Source organism: Mesorhizobium sp. M0571, from assembly GCF_040320985.1.
Lineage (GTDB): Bacteria > Pseudomonadota > Alphaproteobacteria > Rhizobiales > Rhizobiaceae > Mesorhizobium.
Window position 1 is genome coordinate 226,681 of the sequence record NZ_JAMYQT010000005.1, and the last position, 14,081, is coordinate 240,761.

A 14,081-nucleotide genomic window follows, 5' to 3' on the forward strand; every position below is an offset into this window, starting at 1 on the left:
TCACTCTCCCCAGACATAATTCAAGGCGCCGTCCTCGACGCGGGTGGAGAGGAACATCAGGCGGGAGCCCTTCGGCGCCGGGCCTTCGAGGCGATCACCGTTCGCCATGTCGAACGAGGCGCCGTGCCATTGGCAGACGAGCTTGCCGTCCTTGCAGTCGAGCGGGCCACCGAAATGCAGGCAGACATTGGCGGCGGCGCGGATACGTTCGCCGCTGTGGTAGACATGGACGTCGCGGCCGAAAAACGGAGCGATCAGGCTGCCTGTTTCCGGAATGTCGGCGATCTTGCAGATTTCATGCTTCATCGGAATTGCTTCTCACGATTGATGCGATCGCATCTATCTAGATGCATTTGCATCTATCGTCAAGCTTGATGCAATTGCATCTATCGCTTATGCTGCAACCATGACCGGGATTCCTTCACCGCCAGCCATCAAGGCCTGGGCCCGCCTGATGCGGGTTTCGCGCCAGCTGTTGGAAAGAGCAGAGGACGCGCTGAAGGACAGTGGCTTGCCGTCGCTTGCCTGGTACGACGTCCTGCATGAGCTTGCCGAGGCAGGCGAGGGCGGATTGCGGCCGTTCCAACTCACCGAGCGTACCCTGTTTGCGCAATACAACGTCTCCCGGCTCCTGGCGCGGCTCGAAGCCGACGGGCTGGTCGAGAAGCTCAGGGTTGCCGATGACGGCCGCGGGCAAACGGTCCGCATCACCGGCAAGGGGCGCGAGACGCGCCGCCGCATGTGGGCCGTCTACGGCCGGTCGATCGCGGGGCTGGTCGGCGCCCGGCTTTCCAATGATGAGCTCGACGCGCTGTCAGTTCTGCTTGGGCGGCTGCGCCATCCGGCCGTCATGGAGTGACACACCTTCGTGCCGAAGATGGCGCGGATCTGCGAGGTCAGGCACTGCCCCAGAGAAACGCCAGCGTCGCCAGAACGCCAAGCCCGACGCGGACCAGATGCAGATTGCCCCATTTGACGATCAATGTCCGAGCTTCAGGATTGAGGGTGTTCGCGTCCATCGCCTCCAGCAACCGATTTGCGGGCATCATCACCAGCAGCGTCCATGGCCAAGGCAGGATGATCAGCACTGCGCCGGCCAGATAAGCGAGATTTCCGGTCTGCCACCACGCGACGAGGCCCAGAATACACGCGATGACGGCGATCGAGGCCTGCATGGCGGCGCCGCGCTTGTAGGAAGGCTGCCATTCCTGCAGCAATGCTTTGTCCTCGAGGCGAAGCCGCGCCGGCTGTTCGGCGACGCTGACATAGATTGCGGCACCCGCGAACGCCGCGGCAACGGTCAGAGCAAGCAATCCGGCGAGCATCGTTCGTGTCTCCCGTGATGCCCCCGTATGGAGCGCGTTACAGAAATAAGGGCTTGCGCCGGGTCGGGCAATACGCCATAACGCAGAACCGTAACGTACGGTACGCCTTCGAGTTCGTGTCTGAACTGCGGATGAGTTTGCCTCCTGAGGAAAGACTGTGTTGCACGCTGTGAACGACATCGACACCAGCGAGACGCTGACGGAGCGGCAGAAAGCTGTGCTCGACGCCGCCCTTCGCCTGCTGGTCGAAGAGGGCGATCAGTTGACCATGACCGCCGTGGCGCGGCGGGCGAGCTGTTCCAAGGAAACGCTCTACAAATGGTTCGGCGATCGCGACGGGCTATTGACGGCAACGGTACAATGGCAGGCGTCCAAGGTGCGGGTAGTGCCGGTCGACCGCAAGGGGCTCGACCTCGCCTCGCTGACGGCAAGCCTCGAGCGCTTCGCTTCGGACTGGCTCAAGGTAATTTCGAGCGACACCTCGATCGCGCTGAACCGGGTGGCGGTCGGCCATGCCGGTTCGGGGAAGGACGATCTCGGCGCCATCGTGCTGGAGAACGGCCGGTTCGCGCTGGCCAGGCGGCTGAAGCCGGTGCTGGAAGCCGGCAGGCAGGCCGGGCTTCTCGAATTTTCGGACGCGGAGGCGGCATTCCGCACCTTTTTCGGACTGGTCGCCCGCGACGTGCAGATTCGCCTGCTGCTCGGCGACCGGCTGGAATTGACTGATGTGGCGATCGGCGGCGATGCCGCCCGGGCGACGCAGCAGTTTCTCGCTCTTCATGGAGCAAAAACCGGGCCGCAAGGCCGCTAAATCCAAAAGGGAAGGAAGAAAAATGCGTGTCTATTACGATCGCGACGCCGATCTCAACTTGATCAAGGGCAAGAAGGTCGCCATCATCGGCTATGGCAGCCAGGGCAGGGCGCATGCGCTCAACCTCAAGGATTCCGGCGTCAAGGATATCGCCATTGGGCTCAAGGCCGGCTCGGCGACCGCCAAGAAGGTCGAGGCCGACGGGCTCAAGGTGATGAGCGTGGCCGATGCCGCCAAGTGGGCCGACCTGATGATGATGGCTACGCCGGATGAGCTGCAGGCCGACATCTACAAATCCGAGATCGCGCCGAACATCCGCGATGGCGCGGCAATCGCCTTCGCCCATGGCCTCAACGTGCATTTTGGCCTGATCGAGCCGAAAGCTTCGGTCGACGTCGTCATGATCGCCCCGAAGGGGCCAGGCCATACGGTGCGCGGCGAATACCAGAAAGGCGGCGGCGTGCCGTGCCTGGTCGCGGTCAACCAGGACGCTTCGGGCAATGCGCTCGATTTGGCACTCTCCTACGCGTGCGGCGTCGGCGGCGGTCGTTCAGGCATTATCGAGACCAACTTCCGCGAGGAGTGCGAGACCGACCTGTTCGGCGAGCAGGTTGTGCTGTGCGGCGGTCTGGTCGAATTGATCCGCGCCGGTTTCGAAACGCTGGTAGAGGCCGGCTACGCGCCGGAAATGGCCTATTTCGAATGCCTGCACGAGGTCAAGCTGATCGTCGACCTGATCTATGAGGGCGGTATAGCCAACATGAACTACTCTATCTCGAACACCGCGGAATGGGGCGAATACGTCTCGGGCCCGCGCATCATCACCGCCGAGACCAAGGCCGAGATGAAGCGCGTGCTGAAGGACATCCAGACCGGCAAGTTCACCTCGGAATGGATGCAGGAATACCGCGCCGGTATGTCGCGCTTCAAGGGCATCCGCCGCAACAACGACAGTCACCAGATCGAGGAAGTCGGCGCCAAGCTGCGCGCGATGATGCCGTGGATTTCCAAGAACAAGCTGGTCGACAGGGCCAAGAATTAAAATCGCAATTTAGTAATTGCGTAAAGCGGCCGGCGGAGCGATCCGCCGGCTTTTACGTGAAGATGTGCTGGTTACAGGATTTTGACCAGGCGCGTTATTCTCACCGTCGTGGTATGCCTGCGCGGGGTACGGCACAAATTGCCTGGGGGTGAGCGTTGGAACTCAAATTTCTGTTGATCGGGTTTGCCTGCGCGGTTGCCGGCATGCTCTCCCTCGTCACCTTCCTGAAGTGGAGGGAGGTGAGGGCGGTCAGCCGCTGGTCTCCGACGCCGGGAAAGATCGTCTCGTCGCGAGTCGAGGCTCGCGAGGTGACCAGTTCGGGATCCGGTTCGGACAGCAGAGGGTCGACCGAGATGCGCAACTTTCCGGCGATCACCTTCGAATACAAGGTGAACGGCAAGAAATTTCGCAGTTCGCACTACAGCGTGCGGGAGAACCTTGGAAATTTCGCCGTAGCGGAAATCCTTGCGCGATTTCCAAACGGGGCTGGCGTAACCGTCTTCTACAATCCGGCCGATCCAGCCAAGGCCGTGATCGAGCGCACTATGCCCGACGGCTCGTTCAAGTTCATGGTCCAGCTTTCGGCCGGGCTGGTGGTTGGCGCGCTCGTCCTGGTCTTCTCCGTCGGCGGCGTCCTGGAGGCGATCGGGCCGCATTTGCCCAAGCCGCAGAACCTCGGCGCCGCGGCGCTGCTGCTTGTCATGGGGCTGTTTATCCTGCGCATGGGCTTTGCCCAGAAGTCGCTCGCCGAACAGGCGGCCAAATGGCCTATAACCACGGGACGTATCGACGCTTCGGGCCTGCAGAAATTTGAAGCCCGCGCCGGAGGCAGCGGCTATCGGCCCTGGCGCACAGTTTTCAAATCCCGCATCGTCTACAGCTATAACGTCGCCGGCCAGCGCTACGCCGCCGATCGCATCGCTTTCGGCGCAAACGTGACGGCCTCGCTGCCAAGCCTCGTCAGCGGTCAATCGCAGCGCTACCTCGAGGGCGATAAGATCGAGGTCCACTACGATCCCGCCAATCCGGCTGCAGCGGTTCTCGAATGCAGGGTGAGCGGGCTTTGGCTCCTGTGGGTCTGCGCCGTTGGCTTCCTCGGTGGAGCCGCGCTGCTCATCGGGGTGATCTAGTGCTGAAGCTGCTGTCCTAGACGCTGTAGATCCAGAGGAAGAGGACACCTGTCGTCAGCATCTGACAAGAACTCCGCTGTCGAAGCCAGGCCATGTCAATCTCACCGTCGCCCCGTCGACCACAACATGGATGACACGTGAGAACGGCTCTTCGGCCGACGGGTCAGAACCGTAGCATTGGCTGGCCCGCGCCACCCAGCCTGTGGGTGTCTTGCGAAACGTTGCGTGTTCGCAGCCGAGAGCAGGGACCGACAGTGCCTCGGGGTACAATGCGTAGACAGTCTGGCGTTGAACATCCGCGACGGCAGTACAGTTCGATCTGTCCCCGGACCATGTGCCCACATAGGGTTCCGCGGCGAAGGCGCGGCCGCACAAAAATGCGCAGATCGAAATGATCATCATGGAATTTCGCATCACCGATTTCTTTCTTTCGACCATGACCTTGGGCCATGCTAAAGCATCGATGCTCAAACTTCACAATGATGCTGCTCCAAGGAACTTAAATGATCATCCGCAAAGCAGCAGCTATTTTTCTGAGCATGCTGAGCCTGTTGCAAGCGGCGAACGCAACAGAATGTTCACTCAGCCACGCGACCTATCGCGAGCCGCGATCAGGGGCGACGATACAATTCCGGCCAACCGACAACGAGCCGGCTGCGCTCACGACGGAGGTCTTTTCGCTGATCGTGCCGAATACCGACATTCGTCTGCCGTCGGACATCACCTGGACCAATGGCAAGCAATCGTTTCCTGTGGGCACGATCCGGCACACCTGCACCGACGATGATCGCGAGGCGGGTCTCGAGGACGGCACCGGACTGTGCAGAGTGTGGGACGGGCAGGTCTATGCGTTCAACGCAGGCGGTGCCGAGCAGTTGAGCTCCCGCGAGGCCTCGCCGGCACCGACAGGGTTGCTGTTGCCTGACTTCGGCGCGATTTTTACCGAATGGCCCGATTTCGCCAAAGCCAATCCCGATGGTTCAGCCTGGGATGCCTTTACCTTGACGGGTTGCAGCGATGAATAGCAAGAGACTGCCGGCTTGCATCTGCGCCCTGCCGGTCCTTATGGCCATGGCCACCGGGGCTCGTGCCGACCAAAGCAAGCCGTCGCGTCCGCCTGTCGACAAATGCACCTGGGAACGGCTGGCGGACAGGGATGTCGGGCTTGCGGCCTGGGTGCAGCGCTGTGATTTCGGTTTTCGCCAAATCCATTTCGAGCTTGGCGGCAATGCTCTTGCCATCAAATACAGCGACGGCGGCCCGGCCGATCCCGTCGTCGAAGTCTTCGATATGCTGCCCGGCGAAGCCGCTGACGCTGCGTTGGGACGTATATTCTCGCAGAAGACGGAGAAGGCTATCAGCACACGTTGCGTGCTCATGCCTTACACCGAAGGGGCCGCGCCCGCGGGAACCATGCGATACGTCTTCAGTCCCGATGCCGCCTATCGCGAGGAATTGAAAGCCGTTGCCGACCCTGACGAGGTCGGCGAACCACCGTGCGGCGAATGGGGCGAAGCCCCGGACGGCATCCAGTATTTCGAGGTGCAATCACCCGAACTGCGAAAGCTTCTATTCGTTCGCGTCGGCCAGGAAGAGCCGCTGTTTGACGAGCAGACGCTGCAAATCCTGCCACCTGGATAAAGCCGGGAATCTCAGCCGTAATGCCAGCTGGGCTTTGGTTGGGTGCCGGTGAACATCACGCCGATGCGGTCATCACGGCGCCAGCGGACCACCGTCTTGTAGGCGATGCCGTCGGTCGGCACATAGAGCAGGAACTCGTCGGGCACGCGCGCGTCGATCGCGACTTTCAATTCGGCGCCGCCGGCATGCATGTTGCGCAGCGTGCATGTGACCTCGGAATTGGTCATGCCGGTCAGGATCGTCGCGCCCTTGAAGACGCGCTGCCGGTGTTTGTCCCTCTGTTCGTCCTCGGCCATCGCACGCAATCCCTGGCGATCGTCGCATCGCGGGTGGTCTGATCGCCAATCATTAGGCCTGCCTGATAAACATAGCGTTATCATCGGCAGAGCTGCGAGAATTATCGCGACTTTTGCCGGAAGCGGATGGCAGCCCAAATAAAACGGCGCCGCGAAGCACGGCGCCGGATGATCTGTTGTCGGCCTGCTCAGCTATAGGGCGAGTAGCATTGCTGGCGCGGCCCATTGTAGGGCTGGAAAGTGTTGTCCCAGGCGCGGTACGACCGGTAGCGATTGTAGCACCATTGGACATGCGCGCTGGAAAGCCGCTGTGTCCGGTAGTAGCGCCGCGGTGCGGGGGCATCGTAGTAGTTGTAGTTGTTGTATAGGCTGCCGAGGCCAAGCCCTAGGCCCAGCCCAAGAATCGCGGCGCCGGCACCATCATCGTAGTAACCGCCGCGGTAATGGCGGCGGTGATGGCGCCAACGCCAGCTGTCATTCCAGTCGCCATTGTCCCAGTGTCTTGAGAAATGACGGCCGCGGAAATTGTTGGACCGCCATCTCCAACCATCGTCGCCGTGCCATTGCCGAAAGCCGCGATTGCGCCAACGCCAGATCTGCCTGTCGTTGCCGCCTGCCCAATCTTCACGAATTTGCACGATGTCGGCGGCATTGCCCGCCACCGGCAGCAGAGGTTTGGGCATTGGCCCGGCAAGCGAGGGGGCCGAGAGGCCGGCGATCAGACCGAGGGCCATCAGCCCGGATCTGACAGAAGATAAATAGAGCGGTTTCATCGCACTCTCCGAAGATTCAGGCCCCACGCCCAGAATACCCGGGGAAGGGCCTATTGATGGAACTTTCCATCTGAACGGAAGATGAACAAAAAGGTTCCGTCAACCTTAGCGAGCGCGCGATCAATCAGAGCCGCCTGATTTCTGCGCCCTTGTTTTCGGGCGCGCTTGCGGGCAAAGGTCAAAGCCATGTCGCTGCGCCTTGCCACGTTCAACGTCGAAAACCTGATGAACAGGTTTGATTATTCCGGATACCGCAATCAGCTCAACGAAGATCGCACGCTGGCGCTTTTCGACATCCAGAGCGAGGCCGAATACAAGATGCTCGAGCAGGCGCGGGCCATCGCGCAGTCCGACGACACGCGGCAGTTGACGGCGCTGGCGATCGCGGCCACCCGCGCCGACATCATCTGCATGCAGGAGGTCGACAATATCGAGGCGCTGAAGGCCTTCGAATATGGCTATCTGTTCAAGATGGTGGGGCAAGGCTACCGGCAGAAATACACCACCGCCGGCAATGATTCGCGCGGCATCGACGTCGCCGTGATGATGCGCAACGAGACCGCGCAGGGCCAGCCGATCGAATTCGTGCGCATGACCAGCTACGCCTATGTCACGTTCGAGCAATTCGGGCTGCACACGGCGGAATTGGCGGCGCTTGGTCACCAGGCCAATGAACGCATCTTCCGGCGCGACTGCCTGGAAGTCGATCTGACGGTGGCTGGCGCGCCGTTGACGCTGTATCTCGTGCATTTCAAGTCGATGGGCTCGCCCCGTAACGGCCTCGACGGCCGCGAGGCGACAATGCCGCTGCGCATCGCCGAGGCGCAGGCGGTGCGCCGGATCATCGAGGAGCGCTTCGGCAAGGACCATGCCGCCGACAAGCGCTGGGCAATCTGCGGCGACATGAACGACTACCGGCAGCGCGTGAAGATCACTGGCGATGTTTTCGACGGCCATCGCTTCGAGGTCATCGACGAGACCCGGTCCTGCATCGACGTGCTCACTGCCGGCGGTTTTTGCGAAAACGCGGTCGAGCGGCGGCCGGAAATGGACCGCTGGACTTTCTATCACACGCGCGGACCGGAAGAGCGGCATCTCTGCCAGCTCGACTACATCCTTTTGTCGAGGGCGCTAGCCAGGCAGAACGCCACCGCCGTTCCCGATATCATCCGTAACGGGCAGCCTTGGCGCACCATATTTCCGGCGGGCCAGGAGGTCGAGCGCTTCCCACGCGCCGGGTGGGACCGGCCGAAGGCATCCGACCATTGCCCGGTAGCAATTGCCCTCGACATGGCGTGAGACAGGCGTGAGTTTCGATCTGCCGCGCAACGTCATCCTGCCGGTCGATGCCATCGACGTCAGGCTCGATCCCGGCCCGCATCCGTTCGAGCGCGATAATGCCGAGGCGATCGCGGCGAACTGGCGGCGTGAGACCGCAGCCAGGCCGGCGCTTTTCGACGGCACCGTGGTGCTGCTTTCCGCACTCAGCTACCGCGACAATCGCCTCGTCGGCCGCTGCCATGCGGTGCGGTATTCGACCTTCATGCTTTGGCGCAGCAATAGACAGGTGCCTGGCGCCGAACATGCCTACGCGCACGCCATGCTGGTCGCTGGCGACAATGAGCTGGTGGCGATCCGCATGGCGCCGCATACGGTCAATGCCGGGCGCATCTACTTCGCCGCCGGTTCGTTCGAGCCCACCGATTTCCGCGACGGCCTTGTCGACGTCGACTTCAACATGATCCGCGAGGTACGGGAGGAAACCGGGCTCGATCTATCAGGCGCGACACGCGGCAGGCGCCACTACGCCCTGTCGACGGCAAGCGGCACGGTGATCTTTCGCCGCTACCGCGAGACGGCCTCCGCCGACGAGATCGCGCAGCGCATCAGCGACTTTGTCGCCACCGAGCCAGAGCCGGAAATCGAAGGACCCGTCATCATCCGCAATGCCGCCGACCTGCCGGACGGGCTGATGCCGCATATGGGGCCGCTGATAGAGTGGCATTTTGCGAGCAGGGATTAGAACATCCGACTCTAACGTCGCGACCTGCCTTCAATGGCCTTGCGGTCGTTGCGGGCGGCGACAAAATACAAGAGCGCGCCGAGACCCAGGAGCGCGCCCATCGCCGTTCCCATCGTCTGTCCAATAACCTGCTGGAAGTCAGGGGTGACGCGATCGGGATTGTCCATCCCATAACGGATCAAATTCCACCAAAGCCCTGCCAAGGCGGCTTCGACGATCACCATCGCCAGAGCCAGTCGCCCTTTCTTGCTCATCCATTATTCCCCCCTTATCCCCAACAGCATTGCTATCATTGCAGATTGTGCCCCGACAAGGGCAGGCTGCATAAAAAATTGGCAGCGTCTGGAGGCGCTCTCTACTCGTGCCTCAGCGCATCGATCGGGTCGAGCCGGGCGCCGCGCAGTGCCGGGAAGAAGCCGAACACCATCCCGATCAGTGCGGAAAAGCCGACGGCAAGCAGGATGACCGCCGGGCTCGGCGCAAACGGGATCGTCAGCGTCACCGAGGCGAGGCCGGCCAGCGCCAGGCCGATCAGGATGCCGATGATGCCGCCAAGCAGCGACAGCACCGTCGCCTCGACCAGGAACTGGATGAGGATGTGCTTTTCGTGGGCGCCGATGGCGAGCCTGATGCCGATCTCGCGCGTGCGCTCGGTGACCGAGACCAGCATGATATTCATGATGCCGATGCCGCCGACGAGCAGGCTGACGCCGGCGACGGCGCCGAGCATGCCGGTCATCGTGGTGGTGGCGCTGGCCATGGCGTCGGCAATCTGGGTCATGTCGCGGATCGAGAAATCATCGTCACGGTCTGGCGTGATGCGGCGCGTGTCGCGCAATATGTCCTCGACGCGCTGCTGCAGCACCGTGGTTGGCGTACGGTCGTCGGCGGCGACATAGATCGATTCGATGTCGCGATTGCCGGCAATGCGACGCTGATAGGCCGCAAGCGGCATCAGCACGACATTGTCCTGGTCTTGACCGAAGCCGGTATAGCCCTTTGGTTCGAGCAGGCCGATAATCTTGCAGGAGGTGCGGTTGACGCGGATGATCTCGCCTTCTGGGTCGCCCGCGCCGAAGAACTGCTGGCGCACCGTCTCGCCGATGAGGCAGGCGCCGGTACCCGAGCGGGTTTCCGAATCGCTGAACGGACGGCCCGAAACCAGCTTCCAGTCGCGCGCATCGAGATAGGCGCTGTCGGTGCCGGTGACGCCCGAGGTCAGGCTTTCGGTGCCGAAAATGACGCGCACCTGTTTTTGCGAGGCCGGCGAGACCGCGCGCGCGCCGTCCAGATGCGCGACAAGTGCTGCAAGATCCTTGTCGCCCAGCGGCCGGACTACCTGGTCGAGCCCTCCCGGTCCGCCGGGCCCGGCCGGGCGGCCGGAACGGATGACGAGCAGGTTGCTGCCGAGCTTGGAGATGTCGGACTTGACCTTCTCGGTGGTGCCCGAGCCGATGGTCAGCATGGCGATGACGGCGGCAACGCCGATGACGATGCCGAGCAGCGTCAAGAACGAGCGCAGCACGTTGCGGCGGATGGAGCGGAGCGAGAGGCGGACGGTTTCCCAGATCATGGCTAGGCCATCTCGAGATTGGCTGTATCCGAGGCGACATGGCCATCGAGGAAACGGATCGTGCGCTGGGCATAGCCGGCAACATCGGCTTCGTGCGTGACCATGGCGATGGTCAGGCCAAGCTCGCTGTTCAGCTGCGTCAGGAGCTCCATGATCTCGTGCGTGCGTGCGGTGTCGAGATTGCCGGTCGGCTCGTCGGCAACGAGCAGCGTCGGCCTGGTGACGATGGCGCGGGCGATCGCCACGCGCTGCTGCTGGCCGCCGGACAGCTCGGCTGGCGTATGATGCTCGCGGCCAACAAGGCCGACCTCGGCAAGTGCCTGCATAGCAAGGCTGCGACGCTCGCGGGCGCGAACGCCGCGGTAGATCAGCGGCAGTTCGACATTCTCGGCGGCCGTGGTGCGCGGCAAGAGGTTGTAGCCCTGGAAGACGAAGCCGACATAGAGGTTGCGCAGCACGGCGCGGCGGTTGCGGTCGAGACGGCCGGCGTCGATGCCTTCGAAGCTGTAAGTCCCGGCCGTCGGCGTGTCGAGGCAGCCTATGATGTTCATCGCCGTCGATTTGCCTGAGCCAGACGGCCCCATGATGGCGACGAATTCGCCGCGCCTGATGGCGAGGTCGACGCCGGCCAGCGCGTGCACCCGGGCTTCGCCGTGCCCATAGCTTTTCCAGACCTTCTCGAAGCCTATGAGGGTGATCGCGCCCGATGCCACGATCAGCTCCGCTGCTGCGAGGCGGTAATGACTTGTGCGCCTTCCTCCAGGCCGGAGACGATCTCGGTCAGTTCTCCGTCTGTCGAGCCGACCCTGACGTTGACCGGATGCGGCCGCCCATTTTCCAGCACGTAGAGTGTGCGCGAGCCGTCGGTGGGCTTCGTCGCCGCCTGGTGCTGGCGGTTGCCGCCGGGGCGTCCCATGCGGCCGGTGAACAGGTCGGTGAGGCTCCAGCCGCGCTCCGCCGTCTGGGCCGGCCGGTAGCGGAAGGCGATCGACGGCACGGTGAGCACGTTCCTGGCCTGCTTGGTGACGACCGAGACGGTGGCTGTCATGCCGGGCCGCAACAGAAGCTCGCTGTTGTCGACATCCAGCCTTGCATCGTAAGTGACGACGCCGTCGGTGGTGACCGAGGCATAGGAGATGTCGCGGATTTCGGCGTCGAACGGCCGTTCAGGGAAGGCATCGACGGTGAAGCGCGCATGCTGGCCGGGCCTGACGGCGCCGATATCGGCCTCGTCGACTGCGGCTTTCAGTTCCATGTTCTTCAAATCCGCGGCGATGACGAACAGCACCGGCGCCTGCAGCGAGGAGGCGACCGTCTGGCCGGGATCGACCGAGCGCGTCAATATGATGCCGTCGATCGGAGCGTAGATGGTGCTCTTGGCAAGATCCGTCTGCTGCGCCTTGAGATCGGCATTGGCCATGGCGAGGTTGGCTCTGGCGATGTCGAGCGCCGCCTTCGAGCGGTCGCGCGTGGCGGTCGCCGCTTCAAGCGACTGGTCCGTCGCCATGCCGCGCTTGGTCAGTTGTACCGCGCGCACCAGACCCATTTCGTTTTCGGCGAGGGTTACGGTGGCGTCCTCGACGCTCGCCGCTGCTGCCTTTGCGGAAGCCTGGGCGCGCTCGATCTGTACCTCCAGCTTGGCAGTGTCGAGAGCGGCCAGCACATCGCCTTTCTTCACCAGCTGGTTCTCGTTGACCGAGACCGAGCGGACGACGCCGGAGAGTTCGCTGGAAATATCGACCTGGGTGAGGGGCTGCAGCGTGCCGGTAGCCGAAACCGCGACGGTAAGATCGGCCATGGCGGCCAGTGTCGTGGTATATTCGATCTTGGCGGGCGAGCCGGAATACCACTGGTAGCCGACAACCGCCGCGGCGACGGCGAGCAGCGCAAGCAGCGCGTAAAGCCAACCGCGACGGCGTTTTGTCTTCAGGCCCTGGTGGTCAAGCCCGAGCGCCGTCTCGATGGCGGAAGCGGATTCCGTCTTTGGCAGATTGACAATCTGGTCCACGCCGGACCCCTATGTTCAGTGATATCCCATCAGTGCACAAATCAGGCTTTATGGTTCAAAATTCAAATTAAATTTCGCTCATGTTGGGAATGAGGCAGAGGACTTACTGAAATGCAGCCGCGGAATTACTTGCTTTACGACGTATTCACCACTACCCGGCTGGCCGGCAATCCGCTGGCCGTCGTGCTGGACTGTGACGGGCTGGACCTTGCGGCGATGCAGGCCATGGCGCGCGAGTTCAACCTGTCCGAAACCGTCTTCGTGCTGCCGCCCGATAATCCCAAACACCGGGCTCGTATCCGTATCTTCACGCCCGACTATGAAATGCCGTTTGCCGGCCATCCAACCGTCGGCTCGGCGATAGCGCTGGCCGAATTGGCAGGGGCCGAAAGGGCCGAGAATGGCGCTGGCATCTTTGTGCTCGAGGAAAATATCGGCCCGGTGCGCTGCGCTGTCAGCAAGCACGATAGTTCGACCTTTGCCGAGTTCGACTTGGCGAAACTGCCGGCGCAGCTGGAATTGTCGGCCGATCCCGAGGCGATCGGTGCGGCCCTTGGCCTTGGGCCGCACGAGATCGGCTTCGAGAACCACCGCGTTTCATTTTGGTCGGCTGGAGTGCCTTACGTGACCATCCCCGTCGCCAATCTAGAGGCGGCTGCCCGGATCAGGCTGGACAACCAGGCGTGGACGGAACTGGCGCCGCGCAAGAGCGAATGGGCCTTCGCCAGCCCCTATGTGTATTGCCGCGAGACGGTGCACCACGACAGCGCCTTCCATGTCCGCATGATGGTGCCCGGCAATCCGTCCTACGAAGACCCGGCGACCGGCTCAGCGGCGGCCGCGTTCGCCGGCGCGATCATGCATTTCGACCGGCCGACGGATGGTGCGTCGCAGCTGTGGATCGAGCAAGGGCTGGAGATGGGCCGGCCGTCGCGCATTCGCCTCGAACTGAATGTCGAAGGCGGCAAACTGGCAGCCGCCCGCATCGGCGGCCATGCGGTCAAGGTGGCGGAAGGCAAGCTGTTTGTCTGATCCTACCCTTACGCTTCGTCATCCTAGGGCGGAGCAGGAGCGAAGCGACTCGCGAAGACTTTGGGATCCATGCCGTGACCGGACGGCAACGCGCCGACGGTGCAAGCTGGACTTCAACTAGCCGCCGTCTTTCTGCTCATTTGCGGACGGATGCTAATCCGCGTCGCTGCGTTCTTCGACGACTGTCACGGCACGGGTCCCAGGGTCTGCGCTCCGCTTCGCGTTCGCTCCGCCCAGGGATGACGAGACCCCCGGTGCGATTTGTCGGGAAATGAATCCGGCAGGGCTGGACATGGCGGATGTCGGCGGCTATATGCCCGCCAACGCCGGTTTTGCCGGCCGAGTGGGTGCGTAGCTCAGTTGGTAGAGCAGCTGACTCTTAATCAGCGGGTCCACAGTTCAATCCTGTGCGCACCCACCAAATTTT

The 14,081-nt window shown here is 62.5% G+C and carries 18 protein-coding genes and 1 tRNA gene; 10 read left to right on the forward strand and 9 right to left on the reverse strand.

Annotated elements, in window-relative coordinates; genetic code table 11:
• On the reverse strand, positions 1-306 hold the full coding sequence (locus NKI85_RS09080; protein WP_352776617.1) for a Rieske (2Fe-2S) protein: 306 nt from the start codon (positions 304-306) through the stop codon (positions 1-3).
• 100 nt (positions 307-406) lie between these two features.
• On the opposite strand from NKI85_RS09080, the gene NKI85_RS09085 reads away from it, so the two are divergent.
• A complete protein-coding gene (locus tag NKI85_RS09085; protein WP_352776618.1) occupies positions 407-859 on the forward strand; it encodes a MarR family winged helix-turn-helix transcriptional regulator in 453 nt (150 codons plus the stop codon).
• A gap of 37 nt (positions 860-896) precedes the next feature.
• Here NKI85_RS09085 and NKI85_RS09090 read toward each other — a convergent pair whose 3' ends face one another.
• Positions 897-1,325 (reverse strand): anthrone oxygenase family protein, encoded by a 429-nt coding sequence (locus tag NKI85_RS09090; RefSeq protein ID WP_352776619.1) that lies wholly within the window; start codon positions 1,323-1,325, stop codon positions 897-899.
• 157 nt (positions 1,326-1,482) lie between these two features.
• On the opposite strand from NKI85_RS09090, the gene NKI85_RS09095 reads away from it, so the two are divergent.
• From NKI85_RS09095 to NKI85_RS09115, 5 genes are all read left to right on the forward strand, one after another.
• Positions 1,483-2,136 carry a TetR/AcrR family transcriptional regulator gene (locus NKI85_RS09095; protein ID WP_352524417.1) on the forward strand — a complete coding sequence of 218 codons (654 nt, stop codon included), beginning with the start codon at positions 1,483-1,485 and terminating at the stop codon, positions 2,134-2,136.
• Between the two features lie 22 nt (positions 2,137-2,158).
• Positions 2,159-3,178, forward strand: a complete 1,020-nt coding sequence (gene ilvC, locus NKI85_RS09100) for a ketol-acid reductoisomerase (RefSeq protein ID WP_352776620.1) — start codon at positions 2,159-2,161, stop codon at positions 3,176-3,178.
• Positions 3,179-3,333: 155 nt separating this feature from the next.
• Positions 3,334-4,308: a DUF3592 domain-containing protein gene (locus NKI85_RS09105; RefSeq protein ID WP_352776621.1), complete on the forward strand. Its 975-nt coding sequence runs from the start codon at positions 3,334-3,336 to the stop codon at positions 4,306-4,308.
• 503 nt (positions 4,309-4,811) lie between these two features.
• Positions 4,812-5,333 (forward strand): hypothetical protein, encoded by a 522-nt coding sequence (locus NKI85_RS09110; protein WP_352776622.1) that lies wholly within the window; start codon positions 4,812-4,814, stop codon positions 5,331-5,333.
• Entirely contained in the window at positions 5,326-5,949 is a 624-nt protein-coding gene (locus NKI85_RS09115; protein WP_352776623.1) for a hypothetical protein, read from the forward strand. Before NKI85_RS09110 ends, NKI85_RS09115 begins: the two co-directional genes overlap by 8 nt.
• Positions 5,950-5,960: 11 nt before the next feature.
• Here NKI85_RS09115 and NKI85_RS09120 read toward each other — a convergent pair whose 3' ends face one another.
• The 3 genes from NKI85_RS09120 to NKI85_RS09130 all read right to left on the reverse strand — a co-directional run bounded on the left by NKI85_RS09120 (position 5,961) and on the right by NKI85_RS09130 (position 7,206).
• Complete coding sequence (locus NKI85_RS09120) at positions 5,961-6,245, reverse strand: PilZ domain-containing protein (RefSeq protein ID WP_352524423.1); 285 nt, start codon at positions 6,243-6,245, stop codon at positions 5,961-5,963.
• A gap of 188 nt (positions 6,246-6,433) precedes the next feature.
• Complete coding sequence (locus tag NKI85_RS09125; protein ID WP_352776624.1) at positions 6,434-7,018, reverse strand: BA14K family protein; 585 nt, start codon at positions 7,016-7,018, stop codon at positions 6,434-6,436.
• Between the two features lie 50 nt (positions 7,019-7,068).
• A complete protein-coding gene (locus NKI85_RS09130) occupies positions 7,069-7,206 on the reverse strand; it encodes a hypothetical protein (protein ID WP_352776625.1) in 138 nt (45 codons plus the stop codon).
• Here NKI85_RS09130 and NKI85_RS09135 point away from each other — a divergent pair.
• Together NKI85_RS09135 and NKI85_RS09140 are read left to right on the forward strand one after the other, a co-directional pair.
• Entirely contained in the window at positions 7,205-8,317 is a 1,113-nt protein-coding gene (locus NKI85_RS09135) for an endonuclease/exonuclease/phosphatase family protein (protein ID WP_352776626.1), read from the forward strand. The two genes, NKI85_RS09130 and NKI85_RS09135, sit on opposite strands and share 2 nt — an antisense overlap.
• A gap of 7 nt (positions 8,318-8,324) precedes the next feature.
• Positions 8,325-9,041: a hypothetical protein gene (locus NKI85_RS09140; RefSeq protein ID WP_352776627.1), complete on the forward strand. Its 717-nt coding sequence runs from the start codon at positions 8,325-8,327 to the stop codon at positions 9,039-9,041.
• Positions 9,042-9,052: 11 nt separating this feature from the next.
• On the opposite strand, the gene NKI85_RS09145 is transcribed toward NKI85_RS09140, so the two are convergent.
• From NKI85_RS09145 to NKI85_RS09160, 4 genes are all read right to left on the reverse strand, one after another.
• Positions 9,053-9,295, reverse strand: coding sequence for a hypothetical protein (locus NKI85_RS09145; protein WP_352524430.1), 243 nt, complete (start codon positions 9,293-9,295; stop codon positions 9,053-9,055).
• A 101-nt stretch (positions 9,296-9,396) separates the two neighbouring features.
• Entirely contained in the window at positions 9,397-10,614 is a 1,218-nt protein-coding gene (locus NKI85_RS09150) for an ABC transporter permease (RefSeq protein WP_352776628.1), read from the reverse strand.
• Positions 10,615-10,616: 2 nt separating this feature from the next.
• Positions 10,617-11,327: an ABC transporter ATP-binding protein gene (locus NKI85_RS09155; RefSeq protein ID WP_352776629.1), complete on the reverse strand. Its 711-nt coding sequence runs from the start codon at positions 11,325-11,327 to the stop codon at positions 10,617-10,619.
• 2 nt (positions 11,328-11,329) lie between these two features.
• On the reverse strand, positions 11,330-12,622 hold the full coding sequence (locus tag NKI85_RS09160; protein ID WP_352776630.1) for an efflux RND transporter periplasmic adaptor subunit: 1,293 nt from the start codon (positions 12,620-12,622) through the stop codon (positions 11,330-11,332).
• A gap of 111 nt (positions 12,623-12,733) precedes the next feature.
• Here NKI85_RS09160 and NKI85_RS09165 point away from each other — a divergent pair, with 111 nt between their 5' ends.
• A complete protein-coding gene (locus tag NKI85_RS09165) occupies positions 12,734-13,654 on the forward strand; it encodes a PhzF family phenazine biosynthesis protein (protein WP_352776631.1) in 921 nt (306 codons plus the stop codon).
• A 345-nt stretch (positions 13,655-13,999) separates the two neighbouring features.
• Positions 14,000-14,075 (forward strand) — tRNA-Lys (locus tag NKI85_RS09170).
• Positions 14,076-14,081: the final 6 nt, after the last annotated feature.

What these genes read in the sequence shown, in the direction of transcription:
- NKI85_RS09080 (WP_352776617.1), bottom strand. Translation starts at nt 306, where the DNA reads ATGAAGCATGAAATCTGCAAGATCGCCGACATTCCGGAAACAGGCAGC.
- NKI85_RS09125 (WP_352776624.1), bottom strand. Translation starts at nt 7,018, where the DNA reads ATGAAACCGCTCTATTTATCTTCTGTCAGATCCGGGCTGATGGCCCTC.
- NKI85_RS09085 (WP_352776618.1), top strand. Translation starts at nt 407, where the DNA reads ATGACCGGGATTCCTTCACCGCCAGCCATCAAGGCCTGGGCCCGCCTG.
- ilvC (WP_352776620.1), top strand. Translation starts at nt 2,159, where the DNA reads ATGCGTGTCTATTACGATCGCGACGCCGATCTCAACTTGATCAAGGGC.
- NKI85_RS09120 (WP_352524423.1), bottom strand. Translation starts at nt 6,245, where the DNA reads ATGGCCGAGGACGAACAGAGGGACAAACACCGGCAGCGCGTCTTCAAG.
- NKI85_RS09130 (WP_352776625.1), bottom strand. Translation starts at nt 7,206, where the DNA reads ATGGCTTTGACCTTTGCCCGCAAGCGCGCCCGAAAACAAGGGCGCAGA.
- NKI85_RS09115 (WP_352776623.1), top strand. Translation starts at nt 5,326, where the DNA reads ATGAATAGCAAGAGACTGCCGGCTTGCATCTGCGCCCTGCCGGTCCTT.
- NKI85_RS09145 (WP_352524430.1), bottom strand. Translation starts at nt 9,295, where the DNA reads ATGAGCAAGAAAGGGCGACTGGCTCTGGCGATGGTGATCGTCGAAGCC.
- NKI85_RS09110 (WP_352776622.1), top strand. Translation starts at nt 4,812, where the DNA reads ATGATCATCCGCAAAGCAGCAGCTATTTTTCTGAGCATGCTGAGCCTG.
- NKI85_RS09165 (WP_352776631.1), top strand. Translation starts at nt 12,734, where the DNA reads ATGCAGCCGCGGAATTACTTGCTTTACGACGTATTCACCACTACCCGG.
- NKI85_RS09090 (WP_352776619.1), bottom strand. Translation starts at nt 1,325, where the DNA reads ATGCTCGCCGGATTGCTTGCTCTGACCGTTGCCGCGGCGTTCGCGGGT.
- NKI85_RS09150 (WP_352776628.1), bottom strand. Translation starts at nt 10,614, where the DNA reads ATGATCTGGGAAACCGTCCGCCTCTCGCTCCGCTCCATCCGCCGCAAC.
- NKI85_RS09135 (WP_352776626.1), top strand. Translation starts at nt 7,205, where the DNA reads ATGTCGCTGCGCCTTGCCACGTTCAACGTCGAAAACCTGATGAACAGG.